This window comes from Actibacterium sp. D185-2, assembly GCF_054954595.1.
The window spans coordinates 82,475-96,921 of sequence record NZ_JBPWNX010000003.1 but is presented as its reverse complement, the minus strand read 5'-3'; the positions used below and the strand labels follow the sequence as shown (position 1 = coordinate 96,921).

General features: G+C 67.4%; 13 protein-coding genes. 8 read left to right on the top strand and 5 right to left on the bottom strand.

Features of this window, described 5'->3' with window-relative positions:
• The first annotated feature begins 93 nt into the window (after positions 1-93).
• From ACSR1C_RS07135 to ACSR1C_RS07115, 5 genes are read left to right on the top strand one after another with little or no spacing between them, the layout of a single operon-like run.
• Complete coding sequence (locus ACSR1C_RS07135; protein WP_460258861.1) at positions 94-1,221, top strand: ABC transporter ATP-binding protein; 1,128 nt, start codon at positions 94-96, stop codon at positions 1,219-1,221.
• Positions 1,218-2,609, top strand: coding sequence for an ABC transporter permease (locus tag ACSR1C_RS07130; RefSeq protein ID WP_460258862.1), 1,392 nt, complete (start codon positions 1,218-1,220; stop codon positions 2,607-2,609). Before ACSR1C_RS07135 ends, ACSR1C_RS07130 begins: the two co-directional genes overlap by 4 nt.
• Entirely contained in the window at positions 2,606-3,436 is an 831-nt protein-coding gene (locus tag ACSR1C_RS07125) for an ABC transporter permease (RefSeq protein WP_460258863.1), read from the top strand. Before ACSR1C_RS07130 ends, ACSR1C_RS07125 begins: the two co-directional genes overlap by 4 nt.
• Positions 3,437-3,445: 9 nt before the next feature.
• Positions 3,446-4,141: a hypothetical protein gene (locus ACSR1C_RS07120; RefSeq protein WP_460258864.1), complete on the top strand. Its 696-nt coding sequence runs from the start codon at positions 3,446-3,448 to the stop codon at positions 4,139-4,141.
• 51 nt (positions 4,142-4,192) lie between these two features.
• Complete coding sequence (locus ACSR1C_RS07115; RefSeq protein WP_460258865.1) at positions 4,193-4,489, top strand: hypothetical protein; 297 nt, start codon at positions 4,193-4,195, stop codon at positions 4,487-4,489.
• Here ACSR1C_RS07115 and ACSR1C_RS07110 read toward each other — a convergent pair.
• Positions 4,486-5,040 carry a tetratricopeptide repeat protein gene (locus tag ACSR1C_RS07110; RefSeq protein ID WP_460258866.1) on the bottom strand — a complete coding sequence of 185 codons (555 nt, stop codon included), beginning with the start codon at positions 5,038-5,040 and terminating at the stop codon, positions 4,486-4,488. The genes ACSR1C_RS07115 and ACSR1C_RS07110 overlap by 4 nt on opposite strands.
• 99 nt (positions 5,041-5,139) lie before the next feature.
• Between ACSR1C_RS07110 and ACSR1C_RS07105 the strand changes: the two genes are divergently transcribed.
• Positions 5,140-6,063: a PHP domain-containing protein gene (locus ACSR1C_RS07105; protein WP_460258867.1), complete on the top strand. Its 924-nt coding sequence runs from the start codon at positions 5,140-5,142 to the stop codon at positions 6,061-6,063.
• Between the two features lie 105 nt (positions 6,064-6,168).
• A complete protein-coding gene (locus ACSR1C_RS07100; RefSeq protein ID WP_460258868.1) occupies positions 6,169-7,188 on the top strand; it encodes an AbrB family transcriptional regulator in 1,020 nt (339 codons plus the stop codon).
• Positions 7,189-7,192: 4 nt separating this feature from the next.
• Here the strand turns inward: ACSR1C_RS07100 and ACSR1C_RS07095 are convergent, their stop codons facing one another.
• Together ACSR1C_RS07095 and ACSR1C_RS07090 are read right to left on the bottom strand one after the other, a co-directional pair.
• Complete coding sequence (locus ACSR1C_RS07095; protein ID WP_460258869.1) at positions 7,193-9,715, bottom strand: ABC transporter permease; 2,523 nt, start codon at positions 9,713-9,715, stop codon at positions 7,193-7,195.
• The gene (locus tag ACSR1C_RS07090) at positions 9,712-10,401 is read right to left on the bottom strand and encodes an ABC transporter ATP-binding protein (protein ID WP_460258870.1); all 690 of its coding nucleotides are present in this window, start codon (positions 10,399-10,401) and stop codon (positions 9,712-9,714) included. The genes ACSR1C_RS07095 and ACSR1C_RS07090 overlap by 4 nt, the downstream gene beginning before the upstream one ends.
• Between ACSR1C_RS07090 and ACSR1C_RS07085 the strand changes: the two genes are divergently transcribed.
• The gene (locus tag ACSR1C_RS07085; protein WP_460258871.1) at positions 10,400-11,092 is read left to right on the top strand and encodes an arylesterase; all 693 of its coding nucleotides are present in this window, start codon (positions 10,400-10,402) and stop codon (positions 11,090-11,092) included. The two genes, ACSR1C_RS07090 and ACSR1C_RS07085, sit on opposite strands and share 2 nt — an antisense overlap.
• Positions 11,093-11,105: 13 nt before the next feature.
• Here ACSR1C_RS07085 and ACSR1C_RS07080 read toward each other — a convergent pair whose 3' ends face one another.
• Both ACSR1C_RS07080 and hemC read right to left on the bottom strand, forming a co-directional pair.
• Entirely contained in the window at positions 11,106-13,142 is a 2,037-nt protein-coding gene (locus ACSR1C_RS07080) for an FAD-dependent oxidoreductase (RefSeq protein WP_460258872.1), read from the bottom strand.
• A 309-nt stretch (positions 13,143-13,451) separates the two neighbouring features.
• On the bottom strand, positions 13,452-14,393 hold the full coding sequence (gene hemC / locus ACSR1C_RS07075; protein WP_460258873.1) for a hydroxymethylbilane synthase: 942 nt from the start codon (positions 14,391-14,393) through the stop codon (positions 13,452-13,454).
• Positions 14,394-14,447 lie beyond the last annotated feature (54 nt).

The window sequence follows — 14,447 nt, the reverse complement described above, 5'->3', positions numbered from 1 at the left end:
GGCCCCTGCTGGATGGGGGCCCCGGTATTGCGCCGGGCCGCCCGCCACAGGCGGGTGCCTTCCGGCAGGACTATTTGGGGAAAGATGAAAAACATGCACGGCAAGGACGTCACGCTGGACGGGGTTTCCATCACCTATCCGAACGGGTTTACCGCCGTGCACCCGACCGATCTGACCGTCGGCGCGGGCGAGTTCTTTTCCATTCTCGGGCCGTCGGGCTGCGGCAAGACGACGATCCTGCGTGCCGTGTCGGGCTTTGTCGAACCCAGCAAGGGCCGCATCCTGATCGGGGATGCGGACCAGCGCGGCCTTGCGCCCAACGCGCGCCCCACCGCCCTGATCTTTCAGAACCTTGCGCTGTTTCCGCTGATGACCGTGCGTGACAACGTGGCCTTCGGGCTGGAGGCGCGGGGCATGTCGCGCCGGGCGCGCCGGGCCAAGGCCGAGGAATTGCTGGATCTGGTCGCGCTGCACGATCAGGCCGACAAGAAGCCGACCGAACTGTCCGGCGGTCAGCGCCAGCGCGTCGCCATCGCCCGCGCCCTGGCGGTGGAGCCGTCGGTGCTGTTGCTGGACGAGCCGCTGTCGGCGCTGGACCTGAAGCTGCGCCAGCATATGCGCGCCGAGCTGCGGGCGATCCAGAAACAGACCGGCGTGACCTTCATCTATATCACCCATGACCAGGGCGAGGCGCTGACCATGTCGGACCGCATCGCCGTGATGAACGAGGGCCGGATCGAGCAGGTCGGCACCGGCGACGAGATTTATTCGCATCCCGCCACCGCCTTCGCCGCGTCCTTTGTGGGCGAGGTCAACCAGTTTCCCGGCCGCGTCGCGGCACTGGACGGCGAGATGGCCTATATTGACACGCCCGCCGGGCGGATGCTGGGCCGCAACCCGCGCGGCCTGCGCCCCGGCGACGCGGCGATCCTGTTCGTGCGGCCCGAAAATGTGGGCTTCGCACTGCCGGACCGGGAGATTCCGTATGGCAATCTTCTGAACGCGCGGCTGGAACGGCGCGATCTGGAAGGCGCGTTCATCAACCTGCAAATGCGGTCCGACGATAGCGCCCAGCCGGTGGCGATGCATCTGACCAACACCGGCGCGGTGCCGATGATTGCGCCCGACACGGAAACCCGCATCGGGTTCACCTGCGACAGTGCCCTGGTTCTGCCCGAGGGGCCGCTGGCCCGCACCGGGCGCGAAATGGCCGCGCAATGAAGGATCTGCTGCGCGGATATGGTCGGGGCCTGGTCGGGGTTTTCGTGGCGGCGATCCTGATCTGGGGGCTGTTGCTGATCATCCTGCCGCAGCTCACGATGCTGGAACGCGCGGTGACCGCGCCCAAGCGGCAGCTCGACAGTTCGATCGCCGGGGCGCTGACACGCGACGCCGAGACCTGCATCAGCGTGCTGAAGAATTACGACACCCCCGCCGCGGCACCGCAAACCGGGGGCGGCATGGCTATTCCGTCGGCCTCTGGCATGGCGGTGCCGTCCTCCGGCGGAATGAGCGTGCCGTCGATGGGCCGTGTGACGGGTGCCGCCACCCGGCCCTATATCCTGCAATGCGACCGCGCCAGCACCCATGTATCAATGGTGCGCGGCAGTGGCGACAGCGTCTGGCTGGACGAACTGTTCGGCCTGCCGCTGCTCAGCGTCCGCGACACCGACCCGATCAGCACCCAGATGGCAGACGCGCGCGAAATCGCCGGTCTGGCCGATGTCCTTTACAAACGGTTGCTGGCGGAAGAGGCACGCGGATCGAACCTGACGTTGTCGAATTTCCGGATCCTGCTGGGCGCGACGATGATCCCGCTGTCGCCCGAACAACGCGCGATCGAGGATGCGGAACTGTCCAACAAGTTTTATGCGCTGCTGGGCCTGCGGTTCGAGAAGGACGGCGAGGTGTATAAGCGGCTGGGCCTGATCACCCTGACGCGCACCCTGTCCTTTGCGGTCATGGCCACGGCGCTGGCGCTGGTGATGTGCTACCCGGTGGCCTACAAGGTGGCGCTGGCCACCGCGCCCGAACGCGCGACATGGCTGTTTCTGGGCCTTGTCATCCCCTATGCCATTGTCGAACTGATGCGGATCTATGCCTGGACCGCGATCATCGACAATCAGGGCCTGCTGAACGGTCTGCTGACATGGGCCGGCGCGATTTCCGAGCCGGTTCAGTTCAAGCGGCTGCCTGGCACGATCTTCGTGGTGATCGTCTATACCTATGTGCTGTTCATGGTGTTCCCGATCTTCAACGTGATGTCGACGCTGGACCGCAACCAGATCGAGGCGGCCAAGGATCTGGGCGCGCGCGCCTGGCGGGTGCATTGGCGGGTGATCATGCCGCATTCGAAACCCGGCATCGCGGTGGGCTGCATCGCCACCTTCATGCTGGCCGCGGGCGCGTTTTCGGTGCCGCGGATCATCAGCCGGGGCCTGCAGGCGGAATGGTTCAGCCAGACGATCTATAACAAGTTCTTCGAGAGCGAGAATTCCAACGTCGGCGCGGCCTATTCCTTTGCCTATACGCTGGTCTGTTTCGCGCTGGTGGGGCTGTTCATGTGGGCGATGCGCACGCGGCTCAAAGATTTCGCGAGGGTGCAATGACCTCCAACCGGCTGCTCAACCTGTATATGGGCGCGTTCCTGATCTTCATGTTCGCGCCGCTGCTGCTGATGATCATCACCTCGTTCAACGATATCTCGCCGCCTTCGGTCACCGACTGGCAGGGGCTGACGGGTAAGTGGTATGCGTTCTTCTGGATGGACGACACAACGATGCGCGCCGACCCGGTGCTGCGGGCGCTGGATCGCGGCCGGTTCGTGGGGTGCTTCGGCAATTCGCTGCGGGTGGCGGGGGCGGTGGTGCCGCTGGCGCTGATCCTGGGGCTGGCGGGGGCGGTGTTCCTGACCCGCTGGCGCAGCCGCGCGAACGGGTTGCTGTGGTGGGTGCTGCTGTCGCCGATGCTGGCGCCGGGGATCGTGCTGGGCCTGTCGGCGCTGGTGTTCTGGAACCGGCTGGGCGTCAATGCGGGGCTGTTCACCATCGTCATGGCGCAGGTGACCTTCATCGCGGGCTTTCCGATGCTGCTGCTGATGGCGCGACTTCAGCGACAGCCGGTCGAGTTGGAGGAAGCCGCGCTTGATCTGGGCGCCACGCCCTGGCGCGTGTTCACCCGGATCACCCTGCCGTTTCTGGTGCCGGCGCTGGCGTCGTCTGCCGTCATCGCCTTTCTGTCGTCGATGGAAAACTACAACACCACGATGTTCGCCAAGGGCGGGTCGTGCACCTTCGCGACCGAGATCGGGGCGATGGCGCGCAACCCCAACGGCCACCCGCCGATGATCAACGCGGTTGGCACGGTGATCATCCTGCTGACGGTTTCGGCCACGCTGGCGCATACTTTCCTTCTCCGCAAGGAAGAGCGCGACTAAGCTGCCGCCATGAAAATCACCGCCCGCTGTCACCCCCTGCTGGAACCGCTGCTGCCGAAACCGGTGCCTGCGGCCAAGGCCCTGCCCGACTGGCTGCGCGACATGCCGTCCGAGGTGGCCGCCGAAACCCTGGGCGGCGCGCCGGTGCGCACGCTGAAACACTGCCCGCCCTTCATCGACGCGCTGTCGCTGGGGCTGATGATTCCGCTGGCGACCGACCTGCATATCGCCGGGGGAGAGATTTCGTGGGACTGGGATCCGCCGATCATCCCCGATGCGCCGATCACCCGCGCGCCGGTCGGGCTTCATGCCCCCGAACAGGCCACGGGGATGCCGATTGCCCTGAATGGGCAGATGGTGCTCAAGTTCACCAACTTCTGGACGCTGGAGGCGCCCGAGGGCACATCGCTGCTATTCACCCATCCGTTCAACCGTGCCGATCTGCCGTTTCAGACCCTGTCGGGCGTGGTGGATTGCGATCTGTTCCGGCTGGGCTATGTGCATTTTCCTGCACTGTGGACCGATCCGGGGTTCACCGGCACGCTGCCCAGGGGCACGCCGGTGGCGCAGATCGTCCCAATCCCGCGCGCGCCCGTCACGCTTGAAACCTCTGCCCTGAAAACAGGCGAAATCGCTGAAAGCCGCGCGATTCAAGAGGCATTGCACAGCGAGACCGGCGTCTATCGCCGCAAGTTCCGGCACTAGGGCTTTACAGACGTGCCCTCTTTGTAACACTTTTGTGTCAAAGGGGGTCGCATGATCCGGGCCGTCATCATCAGCATATTTGCCATCGCCGCAGGTCAGGCATCGGCCGGTGCGGCCGATCCGCTGGCCCAGCGCCGCGCGCAATGTGTCGGCTGGATGATGAGCGCCTATCCGTCCGGGCTGGAGGAAATCGCCTGCACCGCTGAATTCGGCCTGCCCTCGCCCTTCATGTTCAAATGCGCCAGCGCCCGGCATAACGGGTTCGAGAACGAGACCCAGCAGCGCGCCTGTCAGGTGTTCTTTACCCGTGCATCGCAAGCGGCGGGCGAAGGCTATGTGCTGAACTAGAGCTTTGGAAACCGCAGCGGCACGCGGCCCCGCGCCACCCGCGTCAACGCCTTCATCGCCTCTGGCCGCAGGGCCGGATCGGCCAGCAGACCGCGCTGAAGGTCCTGCACATCCTCGCCCAGTTCGGCCGCGATGCGGTACAGTGCCGACCGCGCCTCGCCATCCGCGAAACGGGCCCAGGCGATGCGGGCCGCCGCCCATTGGCCCAGCCGCAACCGGACCCGGCCCAGATTGCGCCAGGCATCGGCGTCTTCGGGGGCCAGATCGACCGCTTTCGCAAACGCCTTTTCGGCCAGCGCCAGATCATCCGCCGCCACCGCCCAGCGCCCCAACTCGAACCACGCCAGCGCATAGGCGGGATCGCCCGCCACCGCCTTGCGATACCACGGCCCCGATTGCTGCGGCTTGCCGGCGGCCTCCAGCACCTTGCCCAGATTATAGAACACCTGCGCCGGCGCGCGCCGGTCCTGCGCGGCACGGCGCAGCAGACGCTCGGCCCCGGCCCAGTCCTGCGCGGCCAGTTTCGCCTGAAGGGTGCTCAGATCAACCATGGCGGTTTTATTGGCGATTGCGGCGGGGTGGCGCAAGACTGTCACGAACTCTTCACGATCCGCCGCCAAAAGCGGGGAAACGCAAATAAGGACCGCTTTATGCCCACCAGTTTCTTCACCGCCCCCGGCGCGTTCTATCGCGGCAACCTGCACACCCATTCCGACCGTTCCGACGGGGTGCTGCCCGCCGAGGAGGTGTGCAAACGCTATCGCGACGAAGGCTATGACTTCATCGCGCTGACCGATCATTTCATCGGCATGTATGACTATCCGATCACCGACACGACCGCGTTCCGCGACGACGACTTCACCACCATTCTGGGGGCCGAGGTTCATTCCGGCGCGATGCAGAACGGCGAGCTGTGGCATATCGTGGCCGTGGGTCTGCCCGCGGATTTCGCCCCCGGCCACGCGCCGCATTTCCTGCCCGTCGCAGGCCAGGAGAGCGGCCCCGAGATCGCGCGCCGATGTGCCGAGGCCGGCGCCTATGTCGCCATCGCCCATCCGCAGTGGTCCGGCCTGACGCTGGACGACGCACGCAGCATCGATGCGGCCCACGCGGTCGAGGTTTATAACCACGGCTGCGCCATCGGCTGTGATCGGCCCGACGGATTTCACACGCTGGACCTGCTGCTGTCCGAGGGCCGGCCGCTGAACCTGATCGCCACCGACGACGCGCATTTTTCAGAGCCCGACCATTTCGGCGGCTGGGTCATGGTCAAGGCCGCGGCGAACGCGCCCGACGCGCTGGTCGAGGCGCTGAAAGCCGGGCATTTCTATTCCAGCCAGGGCCCAGAGCTGCGCGATATCCGCCTGTCGGGCCGCAATATCGAGGTGGAGTGTTCCGCCGCCGCCGCCGTGATCGTGCAGGGCCAGGGATCGGCGGCGCAGGCGCTGCATGGTAATTCGATGACCAAGGCGCGCATCCCGCTGGACCGCTTCGCCAATTCGCCCTGGGTCCGGGTCACCGTGACCGACCGCGCCGGGCGGCGGGCCTGGTCGAACCCGATCTGGCGCGATTGACGGGCGCCCGAACTTTCGCAAAAATGCGCAGCCACGGGCGGCATTGACTTTTCTGCGCTGCGGCGGATGCTGGGCAGGTTCCACGGGCAAAAGGCGCGTTCGCGCATGTTGATCACCCTGCGCACCCTTGCAATCGGCGCGGCCGGAGCGGCACTGGCCGTCTGGCTGGGCATTCCGGCCCCGTTCCTGACCGGGCCGGCCTTTTGCGTCACCCTCAGCGCGCTGCTGGGGTTTCAGGCCCCCATCCCCGACCGGCTGCGCGATGGAGTTTTCCTGCTGATCGGCCTGAACATGGGCACCGCCGTCACCCCCGAGGCCGTGGCCACCGCCGCGAAATGGCCGGGCAGCCTGACGATGCTGGCGCTGTCGGTTCTGGTGATCTTTCTGGGCGGGGCCGCGCTGTTGCGCGCACTGTTCGGGATGGACAGAATGTCGGCGCTGCTGGCCGCCACACCGGGCCATCTGAGCTTTGTCATGAGCCTGTCGGCCGAGGTGAAGGCCGATCTGGCCAGCGTGTCGATGATTCAGACCATGCGGGTGCTGGCCCTGACCCTGCTGGTGCCGTTCATCGCGCCGCTTCTGTCCGATCACCCGATGCCCGCGATGCGCCCGATCACGCATGTCATGCCCCTGTCCGCACTCGGCGCGCTGGCGGTGCTGGCGGTGCTGCTGGGGCTGGCCTTTCAGCGCCTGAAGGTGCCTGCCGCACTGTTGCTGGCGGGCATGACCGTTTCCGCGATCGCGCATGGTGCGTCGATCACCGACGGGGCCATGCCGCGGGTGCTGTCGATACCGGCCTTCGTGATCATGGGGGCGCTGATCGGAACACGGTTCACCGGGATCAGTTTCCGCATGGTGCTGCGCTCGCTCGGGGCGACATCGGTTCTGACGGGGTTTTCCGCCCTGATCGCGCTGGCCGCCGCGATGCTGGTCGCGCGCGTGTTCGGTCTGCCGATCGTCACCGCACTGATCGCTTTCGCGCCGGGCGGGCTGGAAACGATGATGGCGATGTCGGCGCTGCTGGATGCCAACCCGGCCTATGTGGCCGCGCATCATGTATTCCGCCTGCTGTTCCTGAGCCTGATCCTGCCCCTGATCGTGGCCCGCACCCGCGCCCGGGGCTGAACTGTCATTCCCGTGCGCGCAGCACCCGCGCCGGGCGCGACGACAGAGGCCGCCAGGCAAAGCCCAGCCCGGCCAGTAACGTCGCCAGCACTCCGCCAAGGACGATCAGCGCCGCCGAGACCGGCTCGAACACATAGTCGCCCTCCATCACGAAGCGCATCACCGCCCAGCCCGCCACGCCGCCCGCGAACACCGCCACCACCCCCGCCGCCGCCCCCAGCATGGCCGAGCGCAGCGCGAAATAGGCCAGCACCTGCCCGCGCACCGCGCCGACGGTTTTCAGCACCGCCGCCTCGAACACCCGCGCGCGTTCCCCTGCCGCCGCCGCGCCGATCAGCACGAACAGGCCGGTGACCAGCGTCGCCATCGCGCCGTATGTGATCGCGGCGGCCAGCCCGCCCAACACCGCGGCCACCCGGTCGATCGCATCGCGCACCCGGATTGCGGTGATATTGGGATAGGCCGCCGCCAGATCGCGCAGCAGCGGCGCCTCGGCCGCCTCGTCGGCATAGATCGTGGCGATCGAGGTATAAGGCGCGCCTTGCAGCGCGGCGGGATCCATCGACATCACAAAGCCGATCCCGGCGGTGGAAAAATCCACCACCCGGAAACTGGTGATGGTGGCCGCAATGTCGCGGCCCAGGATATTCACGGTGATCTCGTCGCCCAGCACCAGCCCCATCTCGCGCGCCTCTTCATCGGCAAAGCTGACCTGCGGCGGACCTGCGTAATCCTCGGGCCACCACTGGCCTTCGGTGATCACCGTATCGGCGGGCGGTGTGGCCGAGGCGGTCACGCCCCGGTCGCTGCTCAGTACCCAGTGATCGCCCGCCACCTCGCGCGCGGGGCGGCCATTGATCCGGGTGATGATGCCGCGCAGCATCGGTGCGGTCTGCACCCGGCTGACGCCCGGATCGTTTTGCACCCGGTCCAGAAAACCCGACAACTGGTCGGGCTGGATATCGACCACGAAATACGACGGCGCGACCTGCGGCAGCTCATCCGCAATCGCGTTTTTCAGATTGGCGTCGATCTGACCGACCGCCGCCAGCACCGACAGGCCCAGCCCCAGCGACAGCACGACCGACCGCGCCTCGCCCCCCGGCCCGCCGACCGCGCCCAGCGACAGCCGCAGCGCGGTGTGCCCGCGCACCCAGCGCGCCCGCGCGCCGCGCCGCGCCAGCCAGCGCACCGCCTGCGCCGCCAACGCCAGAACCAGCAGCGCCGCGATGATGCCTGCCGCCGCCCACAGCGCCAGCTTCGGCACCCCCGACAACAGCGCCGCCGCCCCGATCAGCGCCGCCGCCAGCCCCCCGGTGGCCAGCACCACGCGCCAGCCCGGCCAGACCCGTTGCGCCCCGGCGACATCGCGAAACAGCGCGGCTGCGCGCACATGGCCGGTGCGCGCCAGCGGCCAGAGCGTGAACAAAAGCGCGGTCAACGCGCCATAAAGCGCGGCCTCGGCCAGCGGACCCGCGCGCAGGCCCAGTTCGGCCGGAAGCGGCAGTTTCGCCTGGATCAGCGGTGCCAGAACCAGCGGCGCCAGCGCGCCCAGCACCAGCCCGATCGCGATGCCCAGCGCGGCCAGCGCCCCGATCTGGATCAGATAGGCGGCAAAGATGGTCCGCCCCTCGGCACCCAATGTCTTCAGCGTGGCGATGACCCCGGTCTTGCCGTCCAGATAGGCCCGCACCGCCGATGACACGCCGATGCCGCCCACCGCCAGCCCGGCCAGCCCGACCAGCACCAGAAACGCCCCGATCCGGTCCACGAACCGGGTCATGCCGGGGGCCGCATTGCGGCTGTCCAGCCAGCGCATCCCGCTGTCGCGGAACATCTGTTCGGCCTCGCGCTCCAGCGCGGCCAGATCGGCACCGGCGGGCAGGGCCATGCGGTATTGGGTGTCGAACAGTGTGCCCGGCGCCAGCAGCCCCGCCCCCGCCAGCGCGGCGGTGCGCACGATGCTGGGCGGGCCAAGGCCAAAGCCCCCCGCCGCATCGTCGGGCGCGCGGATCAGCAGGGCCGACAAGATGAAATCCTTGGTGCCCAGCCGCACCGCATCGCCGGGCGCAAGGCCCAGCCGGTCGGCCAGCACCCGCGCCATCACGATGCCGTCCCCGGCCAGCGCCCGGTCCAGCGGCATCGCCGGGTCCAGCTCGACCCTGCCGTAAAGCGGGTAAAGGTCATCCACCCCCTTGACCTGGGTCAGCGCGCGCTCGACCCCGCCGTCGCGGGGCACCACCGCCATCGAGCGGAAATCGACCAGTTCGGACACCTGTGTGGCCCGCTGCGCCATCCACGCCTTTTCACCGGCGCTGGCATAGCGATAGGTAAAGGACATCTGCGCATCGCCGCCCAGCAGCACCGCGCCATTGGCGCGCAGCCCCTCTTCGATTCCGACGCGCACCGACCCCACCGCCGCAATCGCCGCCACGCCCAGCGCCAGACAGGCCAGAAAGACGCGGAACCCGCGCAGGCCGCCGCGCAACTCGCGCCGGGCGATGCGGGCGGCAATGGGCAGGCTCATTCCGCCGCCCATTGCGCGCGGTCCACACGTCCGTCGCGCAGCCGCACCACCCGGTCGCAGCGCGCCGCCAGATCGGCGGCATGGGTGACCAGAACCAGCGTCGCGCCATGGCGGTCGCGCAGCCCGAACAGCAGATCCATGATCGCCGCGCCATTGGCTCCGTCCAGATTGCCTGTGGGTTCGTCGGCCAGCAGGATATCCGGGCGCGGCGCGGCGGCGCGGGCCAGGGCCACACGCTGCTGCTCGCCGCCCGACATCTGGCTGGGATAGTGATCCATCCGCGCGCCCAGCCCGACCGCCCGCAATTCATCGGCGGCGCGGTCGAACGCATCGCGCGCCCCGGCCAGTTCCAGCGGCGTGGCGACATTTTCCAGCGCGGTCATGGTCGGGATCAGGTGGAAAGACTGAAACACCACACCCATATGATTTCTGCGGAACCTTGCCAGCGCATCTTCGTTCATATCAGTAAGGTCATGGCCCAGCGCCAGCACCTTGCCGGAACTTGCGCGCTCCAGCCCGCCCATGAGCATGAGGAGAGAAGACTTGCCCGACCCGGACGGCCCGATCAGCCCCAGCGTTTCCCCCCGCGCCACATTCAGCGTGACCCCGTGCAGGATTTCAACCGCACCGGCATTGCCGCGCAAGGTCAGGCTCACGTCACTCAGGGAAAGGATCGGCGCATCCATGGCGGGCTTTCTGTCTGTGGGCACGTCCTTTGGATATGGGGCACGGGCCGGGCTGTGCAAGCTTGCACAGGCCTTTGCCGCAGTGATTTTGCTGTCTTCCCCGGCCCTTGCCGATCCGGTGACCATCGCCGCGCTGGGCGACAGCCTGACCCAGGGCTATGGCCTGCCGCAGGAGGACGGCTTCGTCCCGCAGCTGGAGACCTGGCTGACCGACCACGGCGCCGATGCGGTGCTGGTCAACGCGGGCGTGTCGGGTGACACCACGGCGGGCGGGCTGTCGCGCATCGGCTGGACCCTGACCGACGATGTGGACGCGCTGATCGTGGCGCTGGGCGGCAATGACGTGCTGCGCGGCATCGACCCCGCGGTCAGCCGCGCCAACCTGGAAGGGATCCTGCGCGCGGCACAGGACAAGGGCGTGCCGATATTGCTGGTCGGTATCGCCGCGCCGGGCAATTACGGGCCGGATTATCAGCAGGCATTCGACGCGATCTTCCCGGAACTGGCACAGGAATATGGCACACTGCATTATATCAGCTTCCTGTCGGCAATCACTGACAAGGCCGAACGTGAGGGCACGATGCAGACCTATATGCAGCCCGACGGCATCCACCCCAGCGCCCGCGGCGTTTCGCTGATTGTCGCGGATATGGGCCCCTTCGTGCTGGACCTGATCGACCGCGCCGACTGACGCCCCGGACGCGCTACCAGCGCATTCCGAACCGCAGCGCGTCATAAATCCCCGCATGGATATTGCGCGAGGCCACCGCGTCACCGATCCGGTACAGGGTGAACGCCCCGGCCGGATTGACCTGCGGAAACAGGGGCCCGTCGCCGACCAGTGCCCCGTAAGACACCGCACCAAGATTGCGGCTGTGCGGCTTGAGCGCGTGATACAGCTCGTCCAGCGCAAGGGTGCCATGTTCGACCACCAGCTGGTCCACCCGCCGCTCGTCCGACCAGCCCGGTGCGAAATCCGATCCAAGGGTCACCACCAGCGCGTTGCCCGCGCGCCGCACGGCGGTGACCCGGGTGTTGATGGTGATCCGCGCGCCCGCCTCCTGAAGCGCTTTCATATAGGGCGCATGGTTCATGCCGCCCATTTCGGGGGCCAGAAAACGTTCCGGGCTGATCAGTTCCAGCCCGGCCCCGGCGCGGGCGATCACCTCGGCCGCACTCATCCCGGGATGGCCGCCATTGTCGTCATAGACCAGAACCCGCCCCGCCGGTTTCACCGCGCCCGACAGGATGTCCCAACTTGATACGGTCAGGTCATGCCCGGCCATCTCGGGCGGCTGCGGCAGCCCGCCTGTGGCGATCACCACCATATCGGGATTTTCGGCCAGTACGTCCCCCTCTTCGGCATAAAGGTTATAACGGACCCCGACGCCCAGCCGCGCCAGTTCGGCCAGGCGCCAGTCGACGATGCCGATCATCTCGCGCCGCCGGGTGTTGGCGGCCAGCAGCGTCACCTGCCCGCCGGCGCGGTCGGCCGCTTCCATCACCAGCACCTCATGCCCGCGCTCGGCGGCGACGCGCGCCGCCTCCAGCCCCGCCGGCCCGGCCCCCACCACAACCACCTTTTTCGATGCGTCGCTGCGCGGGATCTCATGGGGCAACCGGGCCTCGCGCCCGGTGGCGGCGTTGTGGATGCACAGCGCCTCGCCGCCCTCATAGATGCGGTCCAGACAATAGGTGGCACCGACACAGGGGCGAATGCGGTCCTCGTGACCCGCCGCAACCTTTCGCACGATATGCGGATCGGCGATATGGGCCCGGGTCATGCCGACCATGTCCAGCTTGCCCGCGGCCACCGCATGGCGTGCCGTCGCCACATCCGGGATTTTGGCCGCATGGAACATCGGCAGCCCCGTGGCCGCCCGCACCTGCCCCGCGAAATCCAGATGCGGCGCGCTGGCCATGCCCTGTACCGGGATCACGCCGGTCAGTTCGGCATCCGTGGCAATGCGCCCCCGGATCAGGTTGATGAAATCGACCTTGCCGCTGTCCGCGATGCGCCTGGCGATCTCGACGCCCTCGTCCCGGCTGATCCCCTTGTCGAACTGCTCGTCCGCAACCATCCGCAAGCCGACGATGAAATCGGGACCCACCGCCGCGCGCACCGCATCGATCACCGCCCAGGTAAAGCGCAGCCGGTTGTCCAGCGATCCGCCCCAGACATCGTCGCGCCGGTTCTGATAGGGCGACCAGAACGCATCCAGCAGATGGCCGTAGGCCTCCAACTCGATCCCGTCCAGCCCGGCGGCCTGCATCCGCTGCGCGGCGGCGGCGAAATCGGCGACGATGCGGGTGAAATCCCACGCCTCCATCTCCTTGGCAAAGGCGCGGTGGGCGGGCTCGCGCATCGCCGAGGGCGCCAGAACCGGCAGCCAGTCGCCCTTGTTCCAGTTTGTGCGCCATCCCAGATGGGTCAGCTGAATCATCACCGCCGTGTCGTATTCGTGGCACTCGTCGCTCAGCGCGCGCAGCCAGGGCACGATTTCGTCCTTATAGGCCAGAAGATTGCCGAAGGCCTCGGGGCTGTCGGGCGACACCACCGCAGAGCCCGCCGTCATGGTCAGCGCAATGCCGCCCCTGGCCTTTTCGACATGATAGCGGCGATACCGGTCCGTCGGCATCCCGTTTTCGGAATAGGCGGGCTCATGCGCCGTCGACATGACCCGGTTCTTCAGGGTCAGGTGCTTCAACTGATACGGCTGCAACAGCGGGTCGTTCGACATCGGCCATACTCCTGTTTCCGGTGTTTCCGGCCAGCTTAGGGCAGACCTGCGCCCGCTCTGGCCCAAAAGCGGCATTTGCCCGATGGTGCGCCGACAAACCGGTGATTTCAATCGCTCCGACACGATCGATCGAACAGGCGTCCGCTCATCCCGGAACGCTGCGGCCCCGCTGAGGTCGCGCAATTTTGAGTATTTGGACCGAGAAGAAGATCAGGGCTTCTTTTTCGCGAAAATATCCCCGCCGGAGGCCGCGCCCGTCAGGGCGCCAACCAAAGGAATGGCCCGGAACGGGCCGCTATTTGGAAACGGTTACCAGTCGAAAAAACCGGCACCCGCCCGCGCCTTCAGCGCCTCGGCCAAGGCGCGACCCATCTCGGCGCCGTCCGCGATTGCGCCGGTCGCACTATCGGCCAGCCGCTCGCTGCCATCCGGGCGCAGGATTTCGCCGCGCAGGCGCAAGCTGCCGCCGTCCAGTTCGGCCAGCCCGCCGATGGGCGTCTCGCACGATCCGTCCAGTGCCGCCAGGAACGCCCGCTCGGCGGCCAGCCGCTGTCCGGTGGCGGTGTCGTGGATTGCCTCCAGCATCGCCGCGGCGCGGTTGTCATCCGCCCGGCGCTCGATCCCGATGGCGCCCTGGGCCACTGCGGGCAGCATCTCTTCGGGCTCGATCGCCGATTGCGCCACATCCGCCCGGCCCAACCGGTTCAGCCCGGCCATCGCCAGAAAGGTGGCCACGGCAACGCCGTCGGCCAGCTTTTTCAGCCTTGTCTGCACATTGCCGCGAAACTCGACCACCTGCAGATCGGGGCGATAGGTCAGCAGCTGCGCACGGCGGCGCAGGCTGGAGGTGCCGACCACCGCGCCCGGTGCCAGATCGGCCAGCTTCGCCACCGAGGGCGACACGAACGCATCGCGCACATCCTCGCGCGGCAGGTAGCAGTCCAGCAGCAGCCCGGCCGGCTGGTCGACCGGCATGTCCTTCATCGAATGCACCGCGATGTCGATGGCGCCCGACAGCATGTCCTCCTCGATCTCTTTCGTGAACAGGCCCTTGCCGCCGATCTCTTTCAGCGCGCGGTCCTGCACCTTGTCGCCGGTGGTCTTGATCACCACGATCTCGAACGCAGCCTCCGGCAGATCAAACGCGGCGGCCAGCCGGTCGCGCGTCTCGTGGGCCTGGGCCAGCGCCAGCGGCGAGCCGCGGGTGCCGATCTTCAGCGGCGAAGCGGGGGAAGGGAGTTGAACTGCCATGGGCCTACCTTTAATCGCGTCACGTCGTCCTGACAACGTGCGCCGCCCTTGACA

Coding starts and splice junctions, on each gene's coding strand:
- ACSR1C_RS07110 (WP_460258866.1), bottom strand. CDS start 5,040: ATGGTTGATCTGAGCACCCTTCAGGCGAAACTGGCCGCGCAGGACTGG.
- ACSR1C_RS07080 (WP_460258872.1), bottom strand. CDS start 13,142: ATGTCGAACGACCCGCTGTTGCAGCCGTATCAGTTGAAGCACCTGACC.
- hemC (WP_460258873.1), bottom strand. CDS start 14,393: ATGGCAGTTCAACTCCCTTCCCCCGCTTCGCCGCTGAAGATCGGCACC.
- ACSR1C_RS07130 (WP_460258862.1), top strand. CDS start 1,218: ATGAAGGATCTGCTGCGCGGATATGGTCGGGGCCTGGTCGGGGTTTTC.
- ACSR1C_RS07115 (WP_460258865.1), top strand. CDS start 4,193: ATGATCCGGGCCGTCATCATCAGCATATTTGCCATCGCCGCAGGTCAG.
- ACSR1C_RS07105 (WP_460258867.1), top strand. CDS start 5,140: ATGCCCACCAGTTTCTTCACCGCCCCCGGCGCGTTCTATCGCGGCAAC.
- ACSR1C_RS07085 (WP_460258871.1), top strand. CDS start 10,400: ATGGCGGGCTTTCTGTCTGTGGGCACGTCCTTTGGATATGGGGCACGG.
- ACSR1C_RS07120 (WP_460258864.1), top strand. CDS start 3,446: ATGAAAATCACCGCCCGCTGTCACCCCCTGCTGGAACCGCTGCTGCCG.
- ACSR1C_RS07095 (WP_460258869.1), bottom strand. CDS start 9,715: ATGAGCCTGCCCATTGCCGCCCGCATCGCCCGGCGCGAGTTGCGCGGC.
- ACSR1C_RS07125 (WP_460258863.1), top strand. CDS start 2,606: ATGACCTCCAACCGGCTGCTCAACCTGTATATGGGCGCGTTCCTGATC.
- ACSR1C_RS07100 (WP_460258868.1), top strand. CDS start 6,169: ATGTTGATCACCCTGCGCACCCTTGCAATCGGCGCGGCCGGAGCGGCA.
- ACSR1C_RS07135 (WP_460258861.1), top strand. CDS start 94: ATGCACGGCAAGGACGTCACGCTGGACGGGGTTTCCATCACCTATCCG.
- ACSR1C_RS07090 (WP_460258870.1), bottom strand. CDS start 10,401: ATGGATGCGCCGATCCTTTCCCTGAGTGACGTGAGCCTGACCTTGCGC.